At 61.7% G+C, this 24,472-nt stretch carries 25 protein-coding genes; 12 read left to right on the forward strand and 13 right to left on the reverse strand.

The window, feature by feature from the left end; translation table 11 throughout:
- Positions 1-80 precede the first annotated feature (80 nt).
- On the forward strand, positions 81-716 hold the full coding sequence (locus HUK73_RS24120; RefSeq protein WP_176594294.1) for a DUF1326 domain-containing protein: 636 nt from the start codon (positions 81-83) through the stop codon (positions 714-716).
- Positions 713-1,516: a DUF2182 domain-containing protein gene (locus tag HUK73_RS24125; protein WP_176594295.1), complete on the forward strand. Its 804-nt coding sequence runs from the start codon at positions 713-715 to the stop codon at positions 1,514-1,516. The genes HUK73_RS24120 and HUK73_RS24125 overlap by 4 nt, the downstream gene beginning before the upstream one ends.
- Before the next feature lie 408 nt (positions 1,517-1,924).
- Here HUK73_RS24125 and HUK73_RS24130 read toward each other — a convergent pair whose 3' ends face one another.
- The 4 genes from HUK73_RS24130 to HUK73_RS24145 all read right to left on the reverse strand — a co-directional run bounded on the left by HUK73_RS24130 (position 1,925) and on the right by HUK73_RS24145 (position 5,637).
- Positions 1,925-2,881 carry an IS630 family transposase gene (locus HUK73_RS24130; RefSeq protein WP_176591283.1) on the reverse strand — a complete coding sequence of 319 codons (957 nt, stop codon included), beginning with the start codon at positions 2,879-2,881 and terminating at the stop codon, positions 1,925-1,927.
- Between the two features lie 148 nt (positions 2,882-3,029).
- The gene (gene fixJ / locus HUK73_RS24135; RefSeq protein ID WP_176594296.1) at positions 3,030-3,653 is read right to left on the reverse strand and encodes a response regulator FixJ; all 624 of its coding nucleotides are present in this window, start codon (positions 3,651-3,653) and stop codon (positions 3,030-3,032) included.
- Positions 3,650-4,801 carry a sensor histidine kinase gene (locus HUK73_RS24140; RefSeq protein WP_176594297.1) on the reverse strand — a complete coding sequence of 384 codons (1,152 nt, stop codon included), beginning with the start codon at positions 4,799-4,801 and terminating at the stop codon, positions 3,650-3,652. Before HUK73_RS24140 ends, fixJ begins: the two co-directional genes overlap by 4 nt.
- Positions 4,802-4,821: 20 nt before the next feature.
- Entirely contained in the window at positions 4,822-5,637 is an 816-nt protein-coding gene (locus HUK73_RS24145; protein WP_176594298.1) for a universal stress protein, read from the reverse strand.
- Between the two features lie 127 nt (positions 5,638-5,764).
- Between HUK73_RS24145 and HUK73_RS24150 the strand changes: the two genes are divergently transcribed.
- A complete protein-coding gene (locus tag HUK73_RS24150) occupies positions 5,765-6,118 on the forward strand; it encodes a hypothetical protein (protein WP_255326529.1) in 354 nt (117 codons plus the stop codon).
- 12 nt (positions 6,119-6,130) lie between these two features.
- The gene (locus tag HUK73_RS24155; RefSeq protein WP_176594300.1) at positions 6,131-6,625 is read left to right on the forward strand and encodes a GNAT family N-acetyltransferase; all 495 of its coding nucleotides are present in this window, start codon (positions 6,131-6,133) and stop codon (positions 6,623-6,625) included.
- 243 nt (positions 6,626-6,868) lie between these two features.
- Here the strand turns inward: HUK73_RS24155 and HUK73_RS24160 are convergent, their stop codons facing one another.
- The gene (locus HUK73_RS24160) at positions 6,869-7,834 is read right to left on the reverse strand and encodes an aldo/keto reductase (RefSeq protein WP_176594301.1); all 966 of its coding nucleotides are present in this window, start codon (positions 7,832-7,834) and stop codon (positions 6,869-6,871) included.
- Between the two features lie 261 nt (positions 7,835-8,095).
- Here HUK73_RS24160 and HUK73_RS24165 point away from each other — a divergent pair, with 261 nt between their 5' ends.
- Together HUK73_RS24165 and HUK73_RS27335 are read left to right on the forward strand one after the other, a co-directional pair.
- On the forward strand, positions 8,096-8,578 hold the full coding sequence (locus HUK73_RS24165) for an Lrp/AsnC family transcriptional regulator (protein ID WP_176594302.1): 483 nt from the start codon (positions 8,096-8,098) through the stop codon (positions 8,576-8,578).
- Positions 8,575-9,066: an Lrp/AsnC family transcriptional regulator gene (locus HUK73_RS27335; protein ID WP_176594303.1), complete on the forward strand. Its 492-nt coding sequence runs from the start codon at positions 8,575-8,577 to the stop codon at positions 9,064-9,066. The genes HUK73_RS24165 and HUK73_RS27335 overlap by 4 nt, the downstream gene beginning before the upstream one ends.
- Here HUK73_RS27335 and HUK73_RS24175 read toward each other — a convergent pair.
- Positions 9,063-10,178: a helix-turn-helix transcriptional regulator gene (locus tag HUK73_RS24175; protein WP_176594304.1), complete on the reverse strand. Its 1,116-nt coding sequence runs from the start codon at positions 10,176-10,178 to the stop codon at positions 9,063-9,065. The genes HUK73_RS27335 and HUK73_RS24175 overlap by 4 nt on opposite strands.
- 60 nt (positions 10,179-10,238) lie before the next feature.
- Positions 10,239-10,772: a nuclear transport factor 2 family protein gene (locus tag HUK73_RS24180; RefSeq protein ID WP_176594305.1), complete on the reverse strand. Its 534-nt coding sequence runs from the start codon at positions 10,770-10,772 to the stop codon at positions 10,239-10,241.
- A 112-nt stretch (positions 10,773-10,884) separates the two neighbouring features.
- Here HUK73_RS24180 and HUK73_RS24185 point away from each other — a divergent pair, with 112 nt between their 5' ends.
- The 3 genes from HUK73_RS24185 to HUK73_RS24195 are packed head-to-tail and all read left to right on the forward strand — an operon-like array spanning position 10,885 to position 12,981.
- A complete protein-coding gene (locus HUK73_RS24185; protein WP_176594306.1) occupies positions 10,885-11,658 on the forward strand; it encodes an SDR family oxidoreductase in 774 nt (257 codons plus the stop codon).
- 17 nt (positions 11,659-11,675) lie between these two features.
- Positions 11,676-12,197: a nuclear transport factor 2 family protein gene (locus tag HUK73_RS24190; protein ID WP_176594307.1), complete on the forward strand. Its 522-nt coding sequence runs from the start codon at positions 11,676-11,678 to the stop codon at positions 12,195-12,197.
- A gap of 28 nt (positions 12,198-12,225) precedes the next feature.
- Positions 12,226-12,981: a glucose 1-dehydrogenase gene (locus tag HUK73_RS24195; protein WP_176594308.1), complete on the forward strand. Its 756-nt coding sequence runs from the start codon at positions 12,226-12,228 to the stop codon at positions 12,979-12,981.
- A 51-nt stretch (positions 12,982-13,032) separates the two neighbouring features.
- Here HUK73_RS24195 and HUK73_RS24200 read toward each other — a convergent pair whose 3' ends face one another.
- Both HUK73_RS24200 and HUK73_RS24205 read right to left on the reverse strand, forming a co-directional pair.
- Entirely contained in the window at positions 13,033-13,188 is a 156-nt protein-coding gene (locus tag HUK73_RS24200; protein ID WP_176594309.1) for a hypothetical protein, read from the reverse strand.
- Positions 13,189-13,320: 132 nt separating this feature from the next.
- Entirely contained in the window at positions 13,321-14,502 is a 1,182-nt protein-coding gene (locus HUK73_RS24205; RefSeq protein WP_176594811.1) for an MFS transporter, read from the reverse strand.
- A gap of 106 nt (positions 14,503-14,608) precedes the next feature.
- Here HUK73_RS24205 and HUK73_RS24210 point away from each other — a divergent pair, with 106 nt between their 5' ends.
- Positions 14,609-15,511: a LysR substrate-binding domain-containing protein gene (locus HUK73_RS24210; RefSeq protein ID WP_176594812.1), complete on the forward strand. Its 903-nt coding sequence runs from the start codon at positions 14,609-14,611 to the stop codon at positions 15,509-15,511.
- 135 nt (positions 15,512-15,646) lie between these two features.
- Here the strand turns inward: HUK73_RS24210 and HUK73_RS24215 are convergent, their stop codons facing one another.
- A complete protein-coding gene (locus tag HUK73_RS24215) occupies positions 15,647-16,852 on the reverse strand; it encodes an MFS transporter (RefSeq protein WP_176594310.1) in 1,206 nt (401 codons plus the stop codon).
- A gap of 96 nt (positions 16,853-16,948) precedes the next feature.
- Between HUK73_RS24215 and HUK73_RS24220 the strand changes: the two genes are divergently transcribed.
- Positions 16,949-17,719, forward strand: coding sequence for a helix-turn-helix domain-containing protein (locus HUK73_RS24220; protein WP_176594311.1), 771 nt, complete (start codon positions 16,949-16,951; stop codon positions 17,717-17,719).
- 192 nt (positions 17,720-17,911) lie between these two features.
- Here HUK73_RS24220 and HUK73_RS24225 read toward each other — a convergent pair whose 3' ends face one another.
- From HUK73_RS24225 to HUK73_RS24235, 3 genes are all read right to left on the reverse strand, one after another.
- Positions 17,912-18,340, reverse strand: a complete 429-nt coding sequence (locus HUK73_RS24225; protein ID WP_176594312.1) for a VOC family protein — start codon at positions 18,338-18,340, stop codon at positions 17,912-17,914.
- A gap of 139 nt (positions 18,341-18,479) precedes the next feature.
- Positions 18,480-20,600 (reverse strand): FAD-dependent oxidoreductase, encoded by a 2,121-nt coding sequence (locus HUK73_RS24230; protein WP_176594313.1) that lies wholly within the window; start codon positions 20,598-20,600, stop codon positions 18,480-18,482.
- A 2-nt stretch (positions 20,601-20,602) separates the two neighbouring features.
- Positions 20,603-22,876, reverse strand: coding sequence for a TonB-dependent receptor (locus HUK73_RS24235; RefSeq protein ID WP_255326531.1), 2,274 nt, complete (start codon positions 22,874-22,876; stop codon positions 20,603-20,605).
- 167 nt (positions 22,877-23,043) lie between these two features.
- Between HUK73_RS24235 and HUK73_RS24240 the strand changes: the two genes are divergently transcribed.
- Positions 23,044-24,135: an AraC family transcriptional regulator gene (locus HUK73_RS24240; RefSeq protein WP_176594315.1), complete on the forward strand. Its 1,092-nt coding sequence runs from the start codon at positions 23,044-23,046 to the stop codon at positions 24,133-24,135.
- Positions 24,136-24,472 lie beyond the last annotated feature (337 nt).

The raw sequence follows: 24,472 nt of genomic DNA on the forward strand, positions 1-24,472 counted from the left end.
GGGGTCGCGCGCGAAAGTCTGGAACGCGGCCCGATCGATATGCTATAGTCCCCCGGTACCCACATAAGGGGGAACTTGCCATGGTCTATTGGAAGCTCAAGGGCCGGGAATTCGCGAACTGCAATTGCGAATATGGCTGCAACTGCCAGTTCGGCGGTCTGCCCGACAAGGGACGTTGCCAGGCCGCTGTCGGCATCGCCATCGATGAAGGACATCATGGCGACACAGACCTGTCCGGTCTCAACATAGCGGGCGTCTTCAGTTGGCCGGGCCCGATCCATGAAGGGCAGGGCGAATGCGTCGCCTTCGTCGATGAGCGGGCCACGCCTGCGCAGCGCGATGCCCTACTGACCATCCTGACGGGCGGCGATACCGATCCGTTCGCGACCGTTTTCGCGGTCTTCGCCTCCACCATCACGACCATGCATGAACCCTGTTTCGTGCCCGTCGATTTCGAGGTGGATGTGGAAGGGCGCAAGGCCCGGCTGCGCATAGCCGGCCATCTGGAAATGGACGGCGAACCGATCCGCAGCCCGGTCAATGGCAGCGAAGTCCGCGCCCGGATACAATTGCCCGACGGCTTCGAATATGAAGTGGCGGAGGTCGGTTCGGGCGCCACCCGGTCCGTCGATCCGATGCCGCTCGCCCATGCGTCGAGCTACGGCCAATTCGCCCATCTGCATCTCGACAGCCATGGCGTCGTGCGGGGGCAATGAGGGCTGAGGTGGAAGCGGTGCTTGCCCGGCATCGCATCCTGTCGGTAATGGCGCTGGCCGCATTGATCCTGCTCGCCTGGGGCTGGCTGTTGCTGGGGGCGGGCATGGGTATGGCGCCGATGGCGTCGCTCGCGCCCTCCGGACTTCAGCCGCAAGACCCCATGATGGCGATGATGATGCCTGTGGTCGGCCCGTGGACGGCGGCGCAGTTCGCGCTGACGCTGATCATGTGGTGGGTGATGATGGTCGCGATGATGCTGCCTTCCGCCGCGCCGACGATCCTGCTCTACGCCCGTGCCGCCACCCATCGCAAGACGATCGTCCGCCCCGCGACGGAGAGCTTTCTGGCGGGCTATCTGCTGGTCTGGGGCCTGTTCTCCCTGCTCGCGACGACCGCGCAATGGCGGCTGAGCGCCGCAGCCATGCTGGCCCCGATGGCGATGGCGTCGTCCAGTCACTGGCTGTCGGCGGGACTGCTGGCGGCAGCTGGCCTCTACCAGTTCAGCCCATGGAAGGACGCTTGCCTGCGTCAGTGCCGCAACCCGGCCACTTTTCTCAGCCGCTATTATCGCCCAGGTCGGACGGGCGCGCTGCGCATGGGCATGATCCACGGTGCATGGTGCGTGGGATGCTGCTGGATGTTGATGGCGCTGTTGTTCGTCGGCGGCGTCATGAACCTCGTGTGGATCGCGTTGTTGACGCTGCTGGTGGCGATGGAAAAGCTGCTGCCCTGGGGGCGGCTGATTTCTGTGGCCACGGGGCTGGGGTGTATTGCTTGGGCGGTACTTCTGGTGATTTAAGCTAGTTGGGTGGTTTGGCGATAGTCTGCCTACAAGCATGAAAGCCAGAAAGCTGACCTCAACTAATGCGCGCGCCGTCATCTAGCGTCAACGACATGCCGCGTGCGGAACCGTGAACCGTATCACCAATGCGACAGTGCAGGCGGGTCCTCAGAACAGCTTTTGATCCGAAGGCTCCATCTTGACTTCGTGCTGTTACGATCAACTCGTCGGGGTGCCATTTGGGGTTCGCGTGTTCCGCAATATTAACAACCACGGCCCAAACCTCGCGCTTCGGCTGCTCGGAGCAAGCCGACATCGCGCAAAGCAAAAAAAGGATACCAAACAACCTCATGCGGCAAGGTTCGCATAGACGACGAACGTCTGCAATCCGGCGAAGTTCAGGGCGCCTTCTAGAACGGTGAGCGATTAGTTGGACGCATATCCGGCGGCCTTGAAATATTCCCAACATTCTTCGGCAGAATAGAGGTCGCAGATATGTCCGAGAGCCTTCCATAGCTCATCGATGGTCCGCGCCCCGATCCGTCGCAGGTGCGATTTCAATTTAGCGAAGGCCATTTCTATTGGGTTCAAATCGGGTGAATAAGCGGGGAGGAAAAGGATCCACGCACCTCGCTCTTTAAGGCAGGCTTTGACCTTTTCGCTTTTGTGGCTCGACAGATTGTCGGCGATCACAACATCGCCGGGGCTGAGCGTTGGCGCCAACTGGGTTTCGATATAGGTTTCGAACAGGCGCCGGTTCATCGGTTGGTCGATCACCCACGGGGCAACCAAGCAATCGCAGCGCAGCCCCGCGATGAAGGTTTGCGTTTTCCAATGACCGAACGGAGCGCGGGCCTTGAGACGCTCTCCTTTTGGCGCCCGGCCACGAAGCTTGGTCATCTTCGTGGTGGTCGCCGTCTCATCCAGAAAGACGAGGTGATGAGGCTTTGCGCGCATCTGCGGCTGCCGGTCGAGGCGCCATCGCAGTCGCGCATGAGCGACATCATCGCGTCCGCACTCGCTGGCCAGCAGCGTTTTTTTTACCCGATAGCCAGCCTGGATCAGCACCCGCGAGAGGGATGCCGGATGGGCAACTACGCCCGTCTCCGCTGCAAGCTTGTTGGACAGCTCCGACATGCCGATGTCTGGTTCCCTATCCACCCAGCCCGTCAACCGGGCCATATACGGCGCCAACTTACCAGCGCCGCGTGGCCGCCCTATTCGTGAAGAAGCAGCCGAACCTGTTCGTTCCACTCGCTGCAACAACTTCACTGCGCAACTCGCGCTCACACCGAAATGGCGGGCCGCCGCCCGGCGCGAGTGTCCCGCCCTTACGTGCGCCGATATCCGTTCCCGCAAATCAGCCGAATATGCTCTGCCCATGGTTCACCTCCACAGGCACATGAATCACAAATCCGCGCAAAAAGGAATCGTCCGCGATTCCTACTTTGCGCTCACCGCTCTAAGGCTTGGAATGGTCGTTTCCTGCAATTCCTGACCCAGAAGCAAACGGCTCCACAAAATTTCCGCGTTAGGCTTCGTTCTTCGCCAGTCCGGCGTGGAAGGCAATCCTCAGCGCTTCGGCCAGGCTCTTTACCTCCAGCTTCTGCATCAGATTGGCGCGGTGGATTTCCACCGTGCGCGGGCTGATCCCCAGATCATAGGCGATGGTCTTGTTGGGCAGCCCCTCGACCAGCCCGTCCAGCACTTCCCGTTCCCGCTCGGTCAGGACGTTGAGCCGCGCCTTTGCATCCTCCGTCCGGGCGCTGGCGCCGCGATCGGCCACGGTCAGTCGCTGCGCCGCCTCGATGCAGCCAAGCAGCGCGCTTTTCTCGAACGGCTTTTCGATGAAGTCGCTCGCGCCTGCCTTCATCGCCGTTACCGCCATGTCGATGTCGCCATGGCCGGTCATGATGACTACCGGCAACATGATGCCCCGCGCGCGCAATTCCCGCTGCACCGCCAGCCCATCGATATCCGGCATCCGCACGTCCAGCAGCACGCAGCCCGGCGGCAGGTCGGCGGCTTCCTTCAGGAAGGCGGTGCCGCCATCGAACAGCTTCACCGCGAAGCCGCTGGTCTTCAGCATGAAGGACAGCGACCGCCGGATCGCTTCGTCATCGTCCACGACATAGGTGGGATAGGGTTCGCTCATGCTGGCTCCACTGCGTCCAGGGTGAAGTGAAAGGCCGTGCCGCCCCATTGGGAGGGCGTGGCCCAGATGCGTCCTCCATGCCCCTCGACGATGGTCTGGCTGATCGACAGGCCAACGCCCATGCCGGACGCCTTGGTGGTGGTGAAGGGGGTGAAGAGCGTGCGCGACATGTCGGGGTCCAGCCCCGGCCCGCTGTCGGCGACGATCACCTCGACCCGGCCGCTTTCGCCCGGAATGGCGGACAGGCGCAGGATGCGGACCGGACTTTCCGCCATAGCCTCGACCGCATTCTTGGTGAGGTTGATGATGACCTGCTGCAACTGCACGCGATTGACCAGCACCTTGTCGACGCGCGGGTCGACGCTGATGTCCATGTCCAGCCCCCGGCTGTCGACGCCGATAAAGGCCAGCGCCGCGCCTTCTGCCAGCAGCCCGCGGAGGGGTTCGGGCTGGCGCATCGTTTCGCCGCGCTTGATGAACTCGCGCAGGGACCGGATGATCTCGCCCGCACGCAGGGCCTGGCGCGCGCTCTCGTCCATCGCCTCGCGCAACAGTTCACGGTCGACCGGTCCCTCGCCGTCGAGCAGGTCGCGCCCCGCCTCCAGATAATTGGCGATGGCGGTCAGCGGTTGGTTCAATTCATGCGCCAGCGCGGCGGCCAGCGTTCCCATTGCCGTCACCCGTGATGCATGGGCCAGTTCCGCCTGCAAATCGGCCACCCGCCGCTCGGCCTGCTGCCGTTCGGTGAGGTCGCGGATGAAGCCGGTGAACAGCCGCCGCCCTTGATCGCTGACCTCGCCCACCGACAACTCGATGGGAAAGACGGACCCGTCCCGCCGCCGCGCGCTGGTCAGGCGGCCGATGCCGATGATCCGTTTCTCACCAGTGCTCATATAATGGTCGATATAGCCGTCATGTCGTTCCCGGTCGGGGGAAGGCATCAGCATCGAGATATTCTCGCCCAGCACGTCGCTTTCGGCATATTGGAACATGTGCTGGGCGGCTGCGCTGAACGACACGATCTGTCCACGCATGTCGATGACGATCAGCGCATCGGGCACGGTCGCCAATATGGAGCCGAGCAGCGCCTGTTCCAGACTATGCTCACGCTCACTCAAGCCATCGGTTTCATCGTCCGCTACCGCCATGCCCCCTCCATGCCGTGCCTTCAGTGCGCCAGCAAGAGCGGGACGTGCACTTCGCGCAGCATCGTGCGGGTGACGCCGCCGAACACCATTTCGCGCAGGCGACTATGGCCAAATGCGCCCATCACCATCCAGTCGGGCTTCAGCACGCCGATCGAGGCCTTCAGCGCGGCTTCCACGGTGCGGCCGTCCTGCGGCCAGGTGTGGAACTGGCATTTGATGCCGTGGCGAGCCAGATATTCCGGCGCATCGGTAGCGGGGAAGGGATATTTGCCTGCTTCCTCCACGGTCACGACATGGACTTCCTCCGCCAGCTTCAGCAGCGGTATGGACAGCCGCAGCGCGGCGGAGGCTTCCTGCGACCCCTCCCAGGCCACGACCGCGCGGCCTGTCACGGGAAAGGATTTCGCATCCTGCGGCACCGCGATCACCGGCGTCCGCCCGGCCAGCGCCAGATCGGCGGCCAGATGCAGCGGATCAGCCAGTTCCTTGCGTGCGCCTGACGGCAGGGTGACGATGATCCCGTCGGTCAGCGTGGCGGCAGAGAGCAGGCCGTGCACCATGTCGCCCTCGACATGGCGCCAGTCCCAGCTCACATCTTCCCGCCGCAGCCGCTCCTCTGTGCGCCGCCGCGCCTTTTCGTCGATGTCGTACAGTTCCGCCATCATGGCCGGCGCCATGGATGCGCCGCCATACATGTCCGCCGCGACGAAATCAGGCATGGCCGTCACTTGCACGCAATGGATATGCGCGCCCGACGCGCGGGCCAGATCGCAGGCCGCTTGCAGACGGCTTTCCGCGCCATGATCTTCATGAATGTGCAGCAGGACCGATTTCATCGACTGTCTCCCGGCAAGCAACGCTCTTGCCCTGCCTGACTAGGCCCTTCCCGGACGCCATCGCCATCAGGGATAATCCTTATATCGCTTTTCGCCGCAGAATCCGATTGGAATGGCTATGAGCTGGATGACGATACGCCTGGAACTGGCACGAACGCCCACCTTTCCCAACGGGTCGGCCGCACGCAGCTATGTGTTGCGCCTGCCCCTCGGGACGGAGGGTCTGATCGATGAGAGGGAGTATCGCGTCCATCCGGAACTGGCCACGGTGCGCCGCTTCTGGCCCAATGAGCCGGATCGCCACGGCACGCTGCTGCGCACCGCCGACGGTTGGGCACTATCCTACGAACCGGGAGAAGAGGATGATGAAAGGATCTTCCGGCTGGAGGCCCATGCGATTCGGCCGGGGGGGTATCTGACCCTGACCGAGCCGGACGGCGCGCGCCTGCCTTTCGTGGTCAAGGCTCTGGCGCCGGCATGAGGAGGATTGATCATGACCGAACTTTGCACCCGCAGCGGTTTTGTTTTCCGCCTACGCCCCGCGATCGCCGATGATGGCGAGGCACTGACGGCCTTTTTCGGGCAGGTGTCCGATGATGATCGACGCTTCCGCTTCCTGAGCGCGGTTCAGGCGCTGACATCCGGGCAATTGGCGGAGCTGACGCGGCATGAGCCGCAAATGCATGAGAATTTCCTGGCTCTCGACACGGAGGGCGCGATCATCGCCGTTGCCACGCTGGCGGCGGACAAGGCGCGCGAAACCGGCGAGGTCGCCATCGCCATTCGTGCCGATCACAAGGGACGCGGCATAGGTTGGACCCTGCTCGATCATATGGCACGGGAGGCGAAAGGGTGGGGGATCAAACGACTCCAGTCGATCGAGAGCCGCGAAAATCACGCCGCCATCACGCTGGAACAGGAAAAGGGCTTCTCCGCCTTGCCGGTCGAAGGGGATTCATCGCTGATACTGTTGGAACGAAGGTTCTGACGTTCCCCCATCCATAATCGCAATTGAGCGTCCGCCGCGCCGTTCGCTCGCCCATCCGGTGGACGTACACGCTGCATGCGCTGCGCCTGTCGCGGCTCGTGCCATTGCGATGTCACGCTGGGGTGGAAGCCGCGCTGGACCAGCGCGAATCAGGGACGAAAAGGGATTGCCCATTCATATCGAAGCAAAATGGGAAAGTGGCGGGGCGACCCGCGTTGCCGGGTCGCCCAAGCCTGATGCCGGTTATTCCGCCCGCAGCGCGGTCAGCTCTTCTGATGACAGGTGCAGTTCGGCTGCCTTCACGCTTTCCTCCACCCGTTCCGGGCTGGATGCGCCGAAAATCGGAATGGTCTGCTGCGGTTGATTGACGAGATAGGCCAGCGCGACATCATTGATGCCGACGCCATGCTGTCCGGCGATCCGCCGGGCCGCCTCGAACCGGGCATCATTGGCCGGATTGTTGTAGAAGGCGTTCAGCCAGTCAGGCACTTCGCCCTTCTCGCGCAGGGCGAAATAACCGCGGCTCTGCGAGCAATAAGGCATGATGGCAAGGCCGCTGTCCTTCAGTGCCTGTTCGCCATGCTCCTCGAAATAGAGCACATAGCCCTGCTGCGCCGCATGGGCTTCATCGGGCTTGGCGAGGCCCCAGAACGGTTCCAGCGCGACAAAGCCTTCGCTACCCTTGGCCCGTGCATATGCATTGGCTTCCAGCACGCGGGCGGCGGTCCAGTTCGACGCACCGAACCAGCGGATCTTGCCTTCGGCCTTGGCGTCAATCAGCACGTCCATAATGGGGCCGACCGACGCATCCGCATTGTCCATGTGCAGCCAGTAAAGGTCGATCGTGTCGACGCCCAGATGCGCGAGGCTCTCCATGAGGTCGCTGCGAATATCCTCGGGCGTCACGCGATTGCGATAATCACCCGCCCGCATGTCGTAGAAACCGCCCTTTGTGGCGATGACGAAATCCTCCCGCCTGCGACCCTTGAGCCAGGCACCGATCGCCCGCTCGCTCGCGCCTTTGGGCGCATCAGGAATCCAGTCCCCATAGGAACGGGCGGTGTCCAGAAAATTGCCGCCCAGCGCCGCGAAGCGGTCCAATATCGCATCCGCTTCCGGCTGGCGGATGGCTGTCCCTAACTGGTTGGTGCCGTAGCACAGGGGGCTGACCGAAAGATCGGTGCTGCCGATCCTGACCTTTGAAAGCATTGTCCTCTCCCGAATATCGCTGTCCTACTGACAGGCAGAATCGACTGAATTTGGTATTCCACGTTGCCGATATGCTAAATTGTTACGCATTGCATGAAAATTGGAAAAGAAAATTATTTTCTTTCGTAATGCGGGGCGATAGAGATGCGTCAACTACAGTTAGAGGCGAAGCCGGGTTCGAACGGCGGGATTCCATTGTATCTGGAACTCCTTACGTTCGCGGGCTATGGGGGCATGCATCTAAAGGGAAGGCGGGCGATAATGCAGATCAGAAGCGGGCGGGTCACGACACCGCCGTCGCTGGACAGTCTCGACACCAATATTATCGAGATATTGCGTACCAACGGACGGGCCACCAACCAGGAAATAGCCGAGCGATTATCCGTCACTGCCGCGACCGTTTCTGCCCGCCTGCAGAAGATGGAGGACGCCCGCGTCATGCGCGTCGTTGCGGTCACTGATTTCGCGGCGCATGACTATAATGTCATCATCGCGCTTGGCGTGAACGTTCAGGGCCGCGATGTAGAGGCGGTCGCACGCGATCTGGCCAAGCTGAACGAGGTGTTGAGCGTCAACATCATGAGCGGCAGCCACGATATCGAATTGCTGGTCGCCCTGCATGATTTCGCCGAGGTGCAGCAACTGCTGTTCGCCCATATCGCCGACATCGAGGGCGTGTCGCATATCACGCCGGGGATTGCCGTCGATATGGTGAAGTTCGAATTCAACGTGGTGCCGCTGTGAGCAATTCCGTTTCTACATCCCGCCTTGACCAGCTCGACCATGGCATCGTCGAAAGACTTGCCCGCGACGCGCGCATTTCCAACCGGGCCATCGCTGCCGAGCTGGGCGTGACCGAAGGCACCATTCGCACCCGCATCAAGCGGTTGCAGAATGAAGGGCTGATCCAGTTCACCGTCGTCACCGACTTCCGGATGGCCGGATCACCCAATCTGTGCATGCTGGGGATCGATGCCGAACCCTCCCATGTCGAGGAACTGGCGCGCAGCCTGTCGGACATTCCGGAAATCACCTGCGTTATTCTGCTGCTCGGCCGTTACAGCCTGCTGGCCATGGGCTTGTTCACCAATTTGGAGCAGTTGAACGATCTGGTCGTACAACGCATCCGGCCTCTGCCGGGGGTGCAGCGGGTGGAGACTTCCATTTCGGTGCATAACCTCAAATATGAGGCGGGTATTGCCAAGATCACGCGGAAGGAAGGCGAGGGTTAAACCGCCAACCCTCCCGCGCTGGTCCGCAGCAGATGCACCAGCTGGCCCTGTCGGTGCGTGCCTGTTTTGGCGAAGATCGCGCGCAGATGCGCCCGCGCCGTATTATGGGCGATATCGAGCGTTCGCGCTGCATCCACCAGCGATGCGCCTTGGGCCAGCTGCACCGCAAGTCCCGCCTCGGCGGGTGTGAGCTGGAACCGATCGCGCAGCGATTCGGGATCAGGTCCCTCGACCCGCGCCGGATCGGCCAGAAACAGCGCCAGACTGGCCCCGTCGCCATAAGCGTCGGTCGGCAATGCCCGAGCCACCCCGCGCAGCGCCTGGCCCTGCGGAACGGCGATTTCCAGCCTTTGCTCTTCCCCGGCCGCGGGCGGGTTGCGCAACAGGCGATCCAGTGTGGCTGCGGCAGCGTTCAGCCGTGGTTCCAGCCGTCCATTGCGTTCTGCCAAGGCGGTCGCATCGCCCAGCATCCGGTCTGCCACGGCGTTGCGCCGCAGAATTCGCCCATCGCGCGCCAGAATGAAGCTCGCGACCGCCAGCCCTTCCATCGCGCTGCTGAATATCTGTCGCTCGGCCTGGGTCGATGTCAGTCGGGCGTGCAGGTCCAGTGCGATCCGTAGATGTGGCACCAGCCGCGCCATCAGAGCCAGTTCCCGTTCTCCGAAATCGGGCCAGCTCATGTCGCGGGTGATACGCAGCCGCACGGATGCGCCGGATGGCGCATGCAGGTCGACTCCCATGATCTGGCCGCTTCCGGTCTTGTCCAGCCATTCGCGGAAGCGGGGCGGAACATGTCGCACGAAATCGCTGAAGATCACGGCCTGGCCTTCGGGCAGGTCGACGAAAGGGTCGGCGGTGAAAAGCTGCTGATATTCGGCGGAACGGGTCGGATCGGCACCGGGGGTGACTTGTGACGCGATCCCGCTATGCCCGGTGGCGACCAGCAACGTAGCGAAGGGTGCGTCGGCCGCCACCGCCAGCGCGCGCAGGAACGCCTCCCACGGCGGATTTGCCGTCAACCCGCCATAAAGCGCCTGCAGCAGGGAGAAGGCGTCCGCCTCATCGGCAATAGCCGTCACCGGCACGGCATCGGGATCGTTCGGATCATCCATAGCCCCGCTATAGAGCCACGCCGCTGCATCCCGCGCAAGAGCGGAGAAGCGCCTTTCGCGTCAGCCATTATCCCATTGGATGAAATGGCTGATGTCGGTGCGTTCGTGTGGCTTGCGTCCGACGGTACCAAGCCGGTGAGCAGTGATTCGCGTCTGCGGATCCAGCGGCAGGACGATCTCGATCACCCGGTCATATTCGGTCCGCGCGATCCGCCAGGCGCCGTCTTCCCGGCGATAGTGGTCGCGGTAGATGGCGGTGCCGCTTGTGTGGAGCTGATCCTCGACATTGATGAAGATATCTTCGAGATACCAGAGGCCCTCCGCCTCATCCGCGCCGGTCAGGGTGATTTCGGGCATATGGCCATGATGCATTGCGGCCGTGCCGGAATGGAAGCTGTTGGCCAGGAAATCCATCATATTGTCCCGCCCGGCTAGCTTCACCTTATAGCCGCCGCCACGATATTCGACGCTGACATCGTCCGTGAAGAGCGTTGCCAGCAAGGCCATGTCTGCCGTATCGATGCCCCGGAAATAGCGATGCTTGAGCGTGCGGATATCCTCCATGTCGCTCAGCTGCTGCAGCGAATATGCCATCCCTCTCTCCATAACGCAAAATATATATGTTATGGACTAATAGCTGGCATATGCGTATTTGTCATCATCATATATTACGTTGTTGGATGAAAGAGCGGCAGGAGAAGGTGGCGTGAGCAGGGCAGGGCAAGGCAAGGTGGCAATCGTCACAGGCGGGACGCGGGGAATTGGTGCCGCCATCGTCCGCCGGCTGCTGGAGGAGGGCTATGATGTCGCCACCTGCGGCCGCACCGCGCCCGAGGCACCGATCGCCGCCGATGGACGCGAGGCGGTATTCGATGCCTGCGATATTCGCGATCCCGCGGCCGTGGCCGGCTGGATCGCCGCCGTGGCGCAACGCCATGGCCGCATCGACCTGGTCGTCAACAATGCCGGCGGCTCACCTCAGGCCGATGCCGCCACAGCCAGCGCCCGCTTTTCCGAACGCATATTGCAACTGAACCTGCTCGCGCCCCTCTATGTGGCGCAGGCCGCCTATCCGCATCTGAAGGCGGCGGGCGGTTCGATCGTCAATATCGCCAGCGTATCGGCGGTCCGGCCCTCGCCGGGCACGGCCATTTACGGCGCGGCCAAGGCGGGACTGGTCAGCCTGACGACCAGCCTCGCGCAGGAATGGGGGCCGGAGGTGCGCGTCAACGCGATCATCGTCGGCCTCATTGAAACCGAAACGTCGGAACTGACCTATGGCAGCGAAGGCGCGCAGGATCGCATCGCCGCCTCCCTCCCGCTCAAGCGCATGGGCCGCGGGACGGACATTGCCGATGCGGTGCTGTTCCTCGGCTCGCCGGGAGCCGCCTATATCAGCGGCGCACGGCTCGACGTCCATGGCGGCGGAGAACGGCCGCTGTTCCTGGAAATCGTCAAGCAGGAAGCCGGGCAGGCGTAAAGCAAGGAAGCATGGAAATGACAGTCACTCTGGAAAGCCTCGCTGCGCGCATCGCCGCGCTGGAGGATATCAATGCCATCCGCCAGCTCAAGGCCCGCTATCTGCGCGCCTGTGACCTCAAGCAGGTGGACGATCTGCGCGACACGCTGCTGCCGCAGGGGCTGAAGCTGGACTATCAGAATTTCCCCCTGTTCACGGATCGGGAGGCCTTCATCGCCCTCTTTGAGAGCATGGCCTGTCAGGGCGGCGTCTACGACCTGCATCATGCGGGCAATGCGGATATCGAACTGACGGGGCCGGACGAGGCGCGGGGGCGCTGGACGCTCAATTTCCGCACCATCATCCTGGGACTGCGCTCCGTGACGCAATTGGTGGTGGAATATGAGGATGTCTACCGCCGCCAGGACGGCCGCTGGTGGATCGCGGAATCGGTCAGCCGCATCAGCTCCATGCTGACGGAGGAAATCGCGGAGGACGGTGTGTCCCGCTATCTCGTCTGGGGTGAGGCGCCGCCCGCTCCGGCGCAGGCCGCTGAATGAAATCCCTGAACAGGCAAGTGAGGATGCAATGATCAATTACGGCATGGACGGCAAGGTTGCGCTGGTTACAGGCGCGGGCGGCGGCATCGGCCGGGCGGCGGCGCTCGCCTTCGCCCGCTCGGGCGCCGCGGTTCTCGTCAGCGACGTGAACGAGGCGGGTGGCCTGGAAACCGTGGCTCTGATCGAGGCACAGGGCGGCAAGGCGGCCTGGCAGCAGTGCGACGTCAGCGATGGCGCGCAGGTGAAGGCGATGGTCGCCGCCGCCGTCACGCATTTCGGGCGGCTGGACTATGCGTTCAACAATGCCGGGATCAACAATCTGGGCCGCGACGAATATGAGGAAGAGGTCTGGGCGAAGGCGATCGGCATCAACCTCAGCGGCGTGATGCTCTGCATGCGCGAAGAGGCGGAAGTAATGCTGAAGCAGGGTGGCGGCGCGATCGTCAACACGGCCTCCATCAACGGTCTGGTCGGTAATCCCAGCCAGCCCGGCTATGTCGCGTCCAAGCATGGCGTCGTTGGTCTGACCCGCCACGGAGCGCTGCGCTGGGCAAAGGCTGGCATCCGCGTCAATGCGGTCTGCCCCGGCGTCATCGAAACCGCGATGACCGCAGCAGTCACCGCCGATCCGCAGCTGCGTACGGTGGTCGAGAGCATGACCCCCATGGGCCGCATGGGCAAGGCGGAAGAGATCGCTGAAGCGGTGGTCTGGCTCTGCTCCGACGCTGCCAGCTTCGTGACGGGCCATCCGATGGTCGTGGACGGCGCCGCGACGGCAGTTTGACTTTAATGCGCCGGGCGGGAGGGAACGTTCCCTCCCGCCCGGTGCGTCGCATCAATCCAGATGCGCGAAATCGAATTGGCTGGACGAGATGATGTCCACCCGGCCGAAATCGATGAAGCCGCCGCAGCTCTCCATCATCTTTCCCAGATTTTCGGTATATTTTGCTTCGTCCCCGATCGCATCGAAAAAGACCTGGGGATTGCTCATGGCCTCCAGCGGGAAGCATTTCTCGACAGAGGTGTCATAATCGGGCGCATCTGGACGGCTCGAAAAACCGGTATCGTCTGACGGCTTGAGGTGATTCACTGCCCGGGCGCGGCAGCGGAGGAAGAATTGGCATTAATGGCCTGTTTCAAAGCTCGGGGCAGGCCCTCGCGACATTACACTGCGCATGTTGAGCAGTACTGCCGCTAGGCCGATCGCCGAAGTCGCGGCACCCGCGATCGCCACTGCCGGATAGCCAAGCCCGCTTGCGATTACACCACCGCCCAAAGCCGCACCAAAGGCATTGCCCAGATTGAAAGCGCCGATGTTGACCGCCGATGCGAGATTAGGGGCGTCGGCCGCAGCGGTCATCACGCGCAGCTGGAGGGGCGGCACCAGGGCGAAGCTGGCAACGCCCCATAGGAAGATCAATACTGCGCTGGCTATAGCGTTACCCATGAGGAAAGCGAATGCGATCAGGATCGCCGAAAGCGATGCGAGCGTTGCGGCAAGGGTCAGATCGACCGAGCGATCGGCATAGTGCCCGCCCAACCAGTTGCCGACGGTAAGACCAACCCCATAGGTGACCAGCATCGCCGTCACAAAAGCGAGCGATGCATGGGTCGCGTCGTGAAGAATGGGCGCGATATAGGTGAACACGGTGAACATCGCGCTCGACCCGATGACGGTGAGTGCAAGCGCTCCAAGGACGACCGGTCGGAGGAGGACGCGAACCTCGGCCAGAGCATTTCCGCCCTGCGCGGCGGGTAGGACGGGAAGGGTGAGACGTAATGCGGTGATAGTGGCCACGCCAAGCCCCGCAATGCCCCAGAAGGACGCGCGCCAGCCGAGATGTTCCCCTACCCAGGTCGCCAGTGGAACTCCAACGACATTGGCGATCGTCAGCCCCATGAACATGGCGGCGACTGCGCCTGCCTGGCGCTGTGGCGGCACCAGGCTTGCAGCCACGATCGATCCGACGCCGAAGAAGGCGCCGTGATTGAAGGAAGTGAGCACGCGTGCGGCGAGCAACATGCCGTAGCTGTCCGACATCGCGGCCAGAAGGTTGCCGAGCGTGAAGATGCCGGCAAGGCCGATCAGCAAGGTCCGTCGCGGCATCCGACCTGTGGTCAACGTCATAAGGGGTGCGCCGATCATCACGCCAAGCGCATAGGCGCTGATCAGGAGGCCCGCACCCGGTATCGACACCCCCAGATCCCGCGCGATGACCGGGAGCAGGCCCATCGGAGCAAATTCTGTAACGCCGATGCCGAATGCGCCGATTGCGAGGGCCAAAAGGCCGGAATTCAACTTGATCATGGGACTTCCCTGAAACCTTCCATCAGACGCTTGATATTCCGGTGCATAGATGATCATGAAAGCGGCGGCTGATTAGAGGGGCTGGATGCGAAAGATTTTTGCTATGGACGCAAAATTGGTCAATGAAGATCGTGCACGATCCCTGGCGCTCTTCGCCACGGTGCTGGACATGGGGAGCTTCTCCGCCGCCGGCCGCGCTCTTGGGCTCAGTCCTTCCGCGGTGAGCCGCGCCATCGATCGGATCGAAGCACGACTGGGTGTGCGGTTGCTGTTGCGGACGACGCGCCTGCTGACGCCGACAGCGGAGGGGCAGGCCTATTTGCAGGCAGCGCGGCGCATCCTCGCGGATCTCGACGAGGCTGAGCAGTCAATCTCGGATCAGGGCACGCCGCGCGGGCGACTGCGGGTGAGCGCGTCCCTGGCGCACGGTCGGCTCTGCGTCGTGCCATTATTGAGCGCCTTTCTCGACCTTTATCCGAACGTCTTGATTGATATCGCGCTGACTGACACGACAGTGGATATCGCCGCTGGTCAGGCTGACGTCGCGATCCGCTTCGGGCCGCTCTCGGACAGCAGCCTGACCGCGCGGAAACTGGGTGATAATGGCAGAGTTATCGTGGCGTCGCCCGATTACCTCACCCGGCACGGCACTCCGAGCGCTCCAGAGGAGCTGCACGATCATAATTGCCTGAACTTCAATTTTCGCCGCGCTGAGCCGGTGTGGCCTTTCCGACGCGATGGGCAGGATTTCGCTTTGTCGGTGAAAGGGACGATTGAAGCCAATAACGGCGAAACACTTGGTCAACTTGCGGCCGCCGGTGTCGGCATCGCGCGCGTCGGCGCCTTCAGTGTCGCGGAGGAACTGGCTGATGGCAGGCTGGTGCCGATCCTGGAAGAATTTAATCCGGGCGATATTGAGCAGATTCACGCAGTCTTCGTCGGTGGCGCAAATACGCCCGCGCGCGTGCGCGTTTTTGTCGATTTCTTGGCTGCCAATCTTGGTTGAGTGAGCCGGACACGGCTTCATTGGTCGTGTGGCAGTAACGGACCAGCTGCTTATGGGAACATGGCTTCGGCCATTAAATGGCCGACAGGGCTTGCTGGCGGCGGGGTCAGATGCCCCGCCGCCCGTTACGACGGGTTATTTCGATTTAGGATCGGGCAACAGGATGGCTAACAACCCTATGGCGGGCAGGAAGGCGCAGATCGCATAGACCATCTCTATCCCGCTGCGGTCGGCGACTTCGCCCAGCACCGCCGCGCCCACGCCGCCCATGCCGAAGGAGAAGCCGAAGAAAAGGCCGGAGATCATGCCGATCTTGCCCGGCACCAGATCCTGCGCGAACACCACGATCGCGGGGAAAGCAGAGGCGAGGATCAGGCCTATCACTACCGTCAGCGGTCCGGTCCAGAACAGGCTGGCGTGCGGCAGAAGCAGCGTGAAGGGCAGGGCGCCGAGGATTGAGAACCAGATCACATATTTTCGCCCGAACCGGTCGCCCAGCGGCCCGCCCGCGATGGTGCCCACGGCCACCGCGCCGAGAAAGGCAAACAGGTGCAGCTGCGCCACCTCGACCGACACGCCGAAACGGTGAATCAGGTAGAAGGTGAAGTAGCTGGTGAGGCTGGCCAGATAGACGTACTTGGAAAAGATCAGCGCCAGCAGCACCGCGATCCCGCCCAGCACCTTGCCGCGCGGCAGGGTGACTAACGCCTTCGCGCCGCTCTTTCCGGTGGACAGGCGGGCGAGGCCGTGATGGCGGTACCATTGGCCGACATTCCACAGGATTGCGCAGGATAGCAGTGCCAGCATAGCGAAGAAGGCGAGGCTCGACTGGCCCCAACGCATAACGACAATGGCGGCCGCCAGCGGTCCCAGCGCTGAGCCGGCATTGCCGCCGACCTGGAACATCGACTGCGCCAGCCCGTGTCTGCGACCTGCGGCCATGCGCGCGACGCGCGAGGATTCCGGATGGAAGACCGAAGACCCCATGCCCAACAGCGATGCACCCACCAGCAGCAGGCCATAGCTATGCGCCACCGATAGCACGACGAGTCCCGCTAGCGAAAAGACTGTGCCGCCGGGCAGCGCGAGTGGCGTGGGCCGCTTGTCGGCGTACAGGCCGATCAAGGGCTGCAAGATTGAAGCTGTCATTTGATAGACGAAGGTCACTAGCCCGATCTGGCTGAACGAAAGGCCCAGTTCCGCCTTGAGGTCGGGATAGATGGCCGGCAGCAGCGATTGCAACATGTCATTGATGAGGTGGCAGGCGCTGATCGCCGCGATGATCCCGAAGACCGTGGTTTCCCCGGCGGGTGGAAGTGAGGCGGCTCTGGTGGCGTTCATGGTGTTTCCGTTCCTGATGACGGCCCCCGCTATAAGCCCTCCCACCATGGCCCGCATTCCATTATGGGTCTTTTACTTTTGTGATTGGGACAACGCATGCGCTGGAATGACCCCGCCTCTGTCGAGCATATTGATCGGCCCATTATCGGCGTCGGAAACGAATATCCGCCTGCCTTCGAACTGGACTGGCATGAACATCGGCGCGGGCAGCTCCTCTATGCCGCACGGGGCGTGGTGGTGGTCAGCACAGCGCATGGCGCCTGGATCGCGCCGCCGGAGCGGGCAGTCTGGACACCGGGCGGCTGTCCGCACGCTGTCAGGATGATCGGTGCTGTCAGTACGCGTAGTGTCCTGATTGAAGCGGGCGCCGAGGGGGCGCTGGGTGAAAGCAACAAGGTCATCCAGGTGTCGCCGCTGCTTCGCAGTCTGCTCGAAGCGGCTTGCGACATTCCGCCTGAATATGATCGCGGTGGGCGGGATGGTAAGCTGATGGCTCTGCTCCTCGCAGAACTAGCCGCTGCGCCCACCGTTCCGCTGGCCGTGCCCTTCCCACAGACGTCCGCAATGGCTGCACGCTGTCAAGCTTTTCTGGCGCAGCCCACGCCGCATGACAGCATCGACCAGTGGAGCGCCGAGCTTGGCATGGGACGGCGGGCTTTCACCCGCGCCTTTCGACGGGAAACGGGGCTCAGCTTTGGCGCATGGCGTCAACAGGCCTGCATATTGGTCGCCCTGCCAAGGTTGGCGGAGGGCGAGGCCGTCACGACCATCGCCTTCGATCTGGGTTATGACAGCGCAGCGGCGTTCACGACGATGTTCAAGCGGCGTGTCGGTGTCTCACCCAGCAGATACAAGCCGAGCGTTTGAGGCGCTTCGCTTTGGCCTGAACCGAGGTCCGTTCCCAGGAGATCAATTGCACGCATCGAATGGCGATAATGGGTTGTTTCCTCCCGATGGCTACAGCGATATCGGAAGTGATCACGTGACCGCCAGCGATTTACGGTCTCAGACTTCATGAATACTAGAAGGAAGTCTGGCGTGGGCACCGAGCATTCCCGTTTAGGCCTCCTGTCTGGCTTCAATTCGGGCGAGGCTGACCGTAAAACCGCAGCGCACGCCTGTATCGAGGTTGAATTCCTGATACCGCTGGAACAGACCGCCCAGATACCGGTCGATTTCGGCCTGCGTATAATCAAGAGAGTGCACGCTGTTGTAGCCGTGCTGGATGGCACGATCCATCGCGACCTCTCCATCAGAGACGTTGAAAAATACACTCATAACGCCTTCTCCGTGGGTCGCGATGAAGCCCGTTACCGCGCTGCTGTCCTCTCTGCCGGGGAGCGGTGCGCACAACTCGATCCCGGCATCCCATGCGATAGACACGGCTATGCCGAACGGTTCTCCGGTCCAATGCGCGTCCACGAAAGTAGCGCCGAGCAGGTCGTGATATTTCTTCTTGGCACTTTCCAGATCGTGGACGGCGATCATGATACGATTTACTCCATTGACGGTCATAAACACCCCCTATGTTGAACCTCGAATACGGATATGTAACGTTCGTTCGCAAGCATATTAGGACAGGGTATGCATGCGGGCGGATTGTTCCGGCGGGGCACCTTGAGTCCCGTTACAGGGTGCGCGCCAGCTCCGCGGCGCTTCTCATGGCCCCTTCGATATAGCCAACGCCCAAGGCATCACCGACGATGTGCGGGGCAAAGCCTGCGGCCTGAAGCGTTTCGGCAAAGCGGAGGTCCGCGCCGGCACCGCGCGCCAGCACGACATTGTCTGCAGGAAAGCGGATACGCTGCCCGTCAGACCGAGTTGCGTGAACGGCGGTCTTATCAATCGCAAAGTCGCTCGCCCCTGGTTCGAAGTGCACGCCGGCCTGCCGCAGATCGTCGAGCACGCGCCAGCGGCGGACGATCTGGAGGCCGCGCCCGAATTTTGGGGTGTCATCCAGGATGGTGACCTGGCGCCCTCGATGAACAAGAAATTCCGCCAATTCCAGCCCGACAAGATCCCCGCCGATGATGACGATATGTTGGCCAAGCGGCATCCAGGCTCGGGTCGCCTCGCGGACCAGCGAAGGGCGGCTCGTCGCACCGGTCAATGCTCCCGCCCTGGCGAGTGCGCGGCTCGTCCAGCCCAGCTTCGTGCGCCCGGGCAACGCCTTGTCGCCGAGCATCAGACGCCGCATATCGTCGCCGTTGAGGACATGGTCATGATCATCGCCGGACACGGTGAAGAGATCCCGCCGTGCGCCCGTCGCGACCACAACCGCATCGGCGGCGATGGATCGCAGCAACTCAGGTGTCGCGTCTTCGCCCAGCCGAACTTCGACATTCGACTGCCCGATCTGGCGGATCAGCCAATCCAGCAGACGCTCATTGGAGTCATATGCGATCGAGGCGAAGCGCAGCGTTCCGCCGAGCATCCGGCTGCGTTCGAGAAGCGTGACGCGGTGGCCGCGCAGGGCCAATCGGCGTGCCGTTTCCATCCCGGCTGGACCACCGCCGATCACGGCGATATGCCGCGCGACGGCAGCGGGCGATAGCCAGTCTTCGCCTTCGAAGGCGGTTTCCGGATTGACCGCGCACCGCACCGATCCGCCATAGTAGATGGAGCTGATGCAGGTGTAGCAATAGATGCATGGCAATATCGCCGATGGATCGCCCTTTGCGATCTTTGCGGGGAGGGCAGGGTCCGCGAGAAGCTTGCGCCCCATGCCAAGGAAATCTCCCTCGCCGCGCGCAATGACCGCATCGGCAAGCTCTGCTTCTATCCTTCCCGAGAAGATCACCGGGATCGATACCGCACGCTTGATGGCCGCGGCTTTAGGAAGGTTCAGGCCGGGCGTCTGGGGGGTGTGCGAGCCCGAGTGCAATGCACCGCGCGATCCCTCGTGGTTGGCTGTGACAGTGATGGCATGCGCACCGGCCGCCTCCGCCAGTCGGGCGGTTTCGAGCGCATGTTCGATGCGTATGCCACCTTCGCGTTCATATTCTTCGGTGTCGATCTTGCACCAGACGGCGATGTCGGGGCCCGCTCCGTCCCGCACCGCCTCTATGATCTCGATGAGCAGCCGTGCCCGATTGGCCACGCTGCCGCCATATTCATCGTCGCGCCTGTTTGTCGCGGGGGAGAGGAAGGAGGATATGATGTAGCCGTGGCCGCCATGGATCTCGATGCCATCAACGCCGGCCCGCCGTGCCCGGTCAGCCGCCGCGCGGAACATTTCCACCAGGGCGGCGATATCCTCGCGCGCCATCACCTTGTACCGCACATCGCGCAGCTGGAAGAATGGCGCGCTCGCGGCCTCTTCGTCGAGGAAACCGTCCAGCATATCGCCCTCGACGGCCACCGGCAGCGACGGCGTCCATGCGGGGCGCCCCGCAAGCATATCCTCCATCCCGACAAGGCCGCCGAAGTGTAATTGGACTGCAAAGCGTGCACCATGTTGCTGCACGGCTTGCGCCATGGCTGCGATCCCCGCGATGTGCCGATCTTCGGAAAGCGCGGGTTGTCCTTTCATGTTGCCACCAATCGGCCAGCCGACGCCGACGACGCCCAGCGTGACGAGCCCAATGCCACCTTCGGCCTGCTGGCGGTTGAATGCCAGCGCACGCGCACCGCAGGTGCCGTCATCTTCGGCGAGGCCCGTTCCCATGGCCGTGAGGAGCATGCGGTTGCGCAGCATCATTGGACCGATCTGACCGGGGGCGAGAAGGTTTTCGAATTGTGCCGTCATGATCAGAACTCCACGCGCAAATCGATGCCATAGGTGCGGGGCTGGGCGTATCCGACCGTCCCAAAGCCAAGCGATCCGAAATCAACCGCACCCAGAAGATAATCCTTGTTGGTGATGTTGTGGACCCAGCCCGACAACTGTGCTTTGCCGCCACCCAATTTCATGTCCGCCAGCGTGATCCGGCCGTCGAGCAGACCGACCTTACCGTCCGATAAAACATCGTTGAACGGATTGAGGATCGTCGTCGAATGGAAATAGGTGCGGCCGCGATAGGAATAGTCGAGGCGCGCGGACAATGTGCCGACGCCAACATCTCCGAAGCGATATTCCGCCCCGACATTTGCCGTCGTGCCTGCGGAGTAGATGAACCGCGCGGTTTTCGCGATATCGACGAGAGCATCTGTGGCAGGGTCGCGAATGATGAAGCTCTTATACTTGCGATCGACATGGCCGAAATTACCGTTGATCGTCAGGCGCTTACCAAGCAATAAGGTCCATTCTGCCTCGATCCCGTTATATTCCGCCTTGCCCGCGTTGACCGTGATGCCGACGGAGCCTCCCGATCCGGCAAGGAACTGGCCGACCTGCACGTCGCGGTGATCTGCGTGGAACGCGGTCAGGTTGAGCCGCAGATGGCGATCAAACCATTCGCTCTTCAGGCCGACCTCATAGGATGTCAGATCCTCCGGCTCGAAACCGTCATTCTGCGACCGTGCATTGAAGCCCCCAGCCTTGTAGCCGGTTGCGATGCGCGCATAGGTCATCAGATCGTCGTTCCAGCGATAGTCCAGGGTCGCCGCCCAATTGAGCTTTTCGAAATTACGATCGAGATCGCGGATATAGGGTTCGCGCTGGCGAAGTTTTCGATCGTCGCGGGTGTAACGCAGCCCGCCTGTTGCGCTCAGGCGGTCGTTGAGCCGGGCAGTAAGCTGTCCGAAAAGCGCCTTTGACTGGGATTTGAAGCGGTAATTGAAGTTGCTGTTGAGGTTTACGCCGAAGGAATCGACGAACACCCCCGGTGCAGCTTCGATCGGGACGGGGGAAGGGAGAATATAGGTGAGGAAGGTTGGATTATCCTCATGGGCGACCTCCCGGAAATAAAAGCCGCCCAACACGAAATCGACATTGTCGCCGATCTTGCCGATCAGGTTCAGTTCCTGGGTCCATTGCCGTTGACCGCGTTCGAAGGTCAGGTTGAACAGGCTGATCGGCCGGACACCGAGCGGCAGGAACGGTCCTCCGGCAAAGAGTACGGGATCGACTACGAAGCCGACCAGGCCGCCATTGCCGTCCTGATCGCTGACGACCCGATTGGACCAGCGGCGATAGCTGGTGAGCGACCGGAGCGTAAGATTGTCACCAAGATCGATTTCGGCGGTGAGCGCATGCCCCGTGACGCGGTCCTTGATGGGGCCGTCGGCATCAAGGCGCAACGATTTCAGCCGGTCGCGAGAGATCTGAAGGGGAGCACCGCCAAGTGCTGCAGAGGCACTGGCATAGGCAAGAATGTCAGGGCGAGCGACCGCGAGTTGCATGGGGTTGGCGACGCTGCGCCGATCATTGAAGTCATAGGCGTAATTAAGCCGTACTGCGCCGCCCTTATCGTAACGAAGAGCCACGCGGAGCGCGTCCACATTATAGGCACCGGGGTCTCGTGAATCTTTTGTCAGGACATTGTCGACATAACCACTGCGCTGCTTGTGGAGATAGGTCAGTCGCGCGCTGATCCCGCTATTGCCCCATTCGCCGGTGTCTATGCTGCCCTTGAGCTGAACTGCATCGAGATTGCCGTAACTGGTGAGGAAATCGGCATCAAATTTGTCCGATGGCCGCTTGGAGATGAGATTTACGGCACCGCCTGTGGTGTTGCGGCCATATAGCGTTCCCTGCGGACCGCGCAGCACTTCGACCCGTTCAAGATCGACAAGGTCGAAGACGGCACCGGAACTGCGGCCAAGCACGATGCCATCGACATAGAGGCCAACGGGGGAGTCGACCGTCAGGATTGTTTCGGATTCTCCGATCCCGCGGATGAACAGGGCGATATTGGATGTCGAGGCTCCCGTCGTCGTCACGGTCAGATTGGGTGCCGTTGCCGTCAGCGAAGACACATCGGTGATCCCGCGCCGCTCGATCGTCTCTGCCGTCAGTGCACTTACTGCAAGGGGTGTTTCCTGCAGGTTTTCGCGGCGCTTCTGGGCGGTGACAATGATGTCCTCAAGCCCAGCGGGCGTCTGCGCGTATGCCTGCCCCGAAACAAAACATGCTATTCCCATTATCGGGCTCAAAAGTCCCTTCGTCATTGTAGATCCCCTCCTCTTTGTCTTGAAACGTGCATAGGGTCAGCCGCCTTCGGTGATGGAGGCATTCACGTGCAAAATGAGGGGCATTGGAGAGCGATTGTGCTAGAATCCTTTCAGGACGGCTATCTGGAGTGCCTAACGTGCGTCACGCGACTTCGACATCGCCACGGTTTGTTCCGGCCTCGGCCATGGTTGTGCTACTCGATACATTGGCGGATATCGGAGGCGACGTTCGAGGCGTGCTCAAGCGCTCGGGCCTTGGCCTGCTCGAACGTGAAGCACGTCAGGGGCGGGCGATGCTCATTCCGCGGGCAGCCTTTGCTCAGCTGGCGTCGGATTGCGTACTTGCCCTGCACGATGAGAGTTGTCGCAAGAACGGGCTCAAACCCTTCCCGGTCCGTAATCATCGCATATTGCTGATGGCCATGCTGGGATGTTCGACGTTACGTGAGGCAGTGGGGATCATGACTGATTTCTACGCGATGCTCGGTGAACGCTCGGCGCAGTGGATCGTCATGATCGATGGAAATGTGGTCAATTTCGCGCTGGACAGGCGAACGCGCGAAAAGAGCATTGCCGAATTTCTTATCTCGTTGTTCTCGCTAGCCTCCTATCATCGAATCCTCGGCTGGGTGATCGGTGAGGAAGTACCCCTGATTGATGTGACGCTGGCCTTTCCTGACATGCTGGATGAAACCGGCCTCCAGGACCTGTTCAGTATCAATCCCCGTTTCGGCCAGCCGAAAGACAGTTTTTCCTTCGCCGGACATTATCTGGACTGGCCGATTGCCCGCAAGCCATCCGAAATCGATGATCTGTTCGCATTGTTCCCGTTCGATTTGCTACCGCCGGACTATGGGACCGAGACATTATCGCAGCGTCTGGTGAGCGCCATGCGCGCGTCGCTGTCGATGGGAGAGGGCATTCCCGGGATACAGACAATGGCGCGGATGTTTGGCCTTACCCCGGCAACATTGCGTCGCAGGCTTGCGCGCGAAGGCGTTTCGCTGGTTGAGCTGCGTACCCATTGTCGCCGAGATCTGGCGATGACCATGCTGGCGGGAACCAATCTCACCGTGAGGGAGATCGCGTCGCGCCTGCAATATGCCGATGTGGCAACTTTCCGTCGAGCCTTTCTTGGTTGGACGAAGACGACGCCGAGCGCCTGGCGGATAGCAAATTGTTTGCTTGATGGTACGTCGGTATCTGCGTTGGGAACTCTTCCGCAATAATATTCTTCAGAGCTGAAGTTTTTGCTGGTCCTCACTCCTGAGCGATCGGAGAGATCGGAGAGATCGTATTGGGAGTTTGTTAGATCAGCGAGCGATACCTTCGCGCCGAGTGGCAGAGATTTGCACCCTTGCCTCTTCTCTCTAATCAGTAGGCCGCAATTACCGTACCTACAGCTTCGTGAGCGGGAAGAGGAATGCCGATATCTGATCGCACGGAATGGAAAAGCTGCCGTTCGCACTAGAGCGCGCTGCGTTAAATCGTACGCAGGAAGCACGCTCTAAGTTTTTGTTGTCGCATCGTTTAAAGCGGAAACGCAGTTCAGCGAAGCTAAAACCG

Origin of the sequence: Sphingobium sp. EM0848, from assembly GCF_013375555.1 — a bacterium.
Taxonomy (GTDB): domain Bacteria; phylum Pseudomonadota; class Alphaproteobacteria; order Sphingomonadales; family Sphingomonadaceae; genus Sphingobium.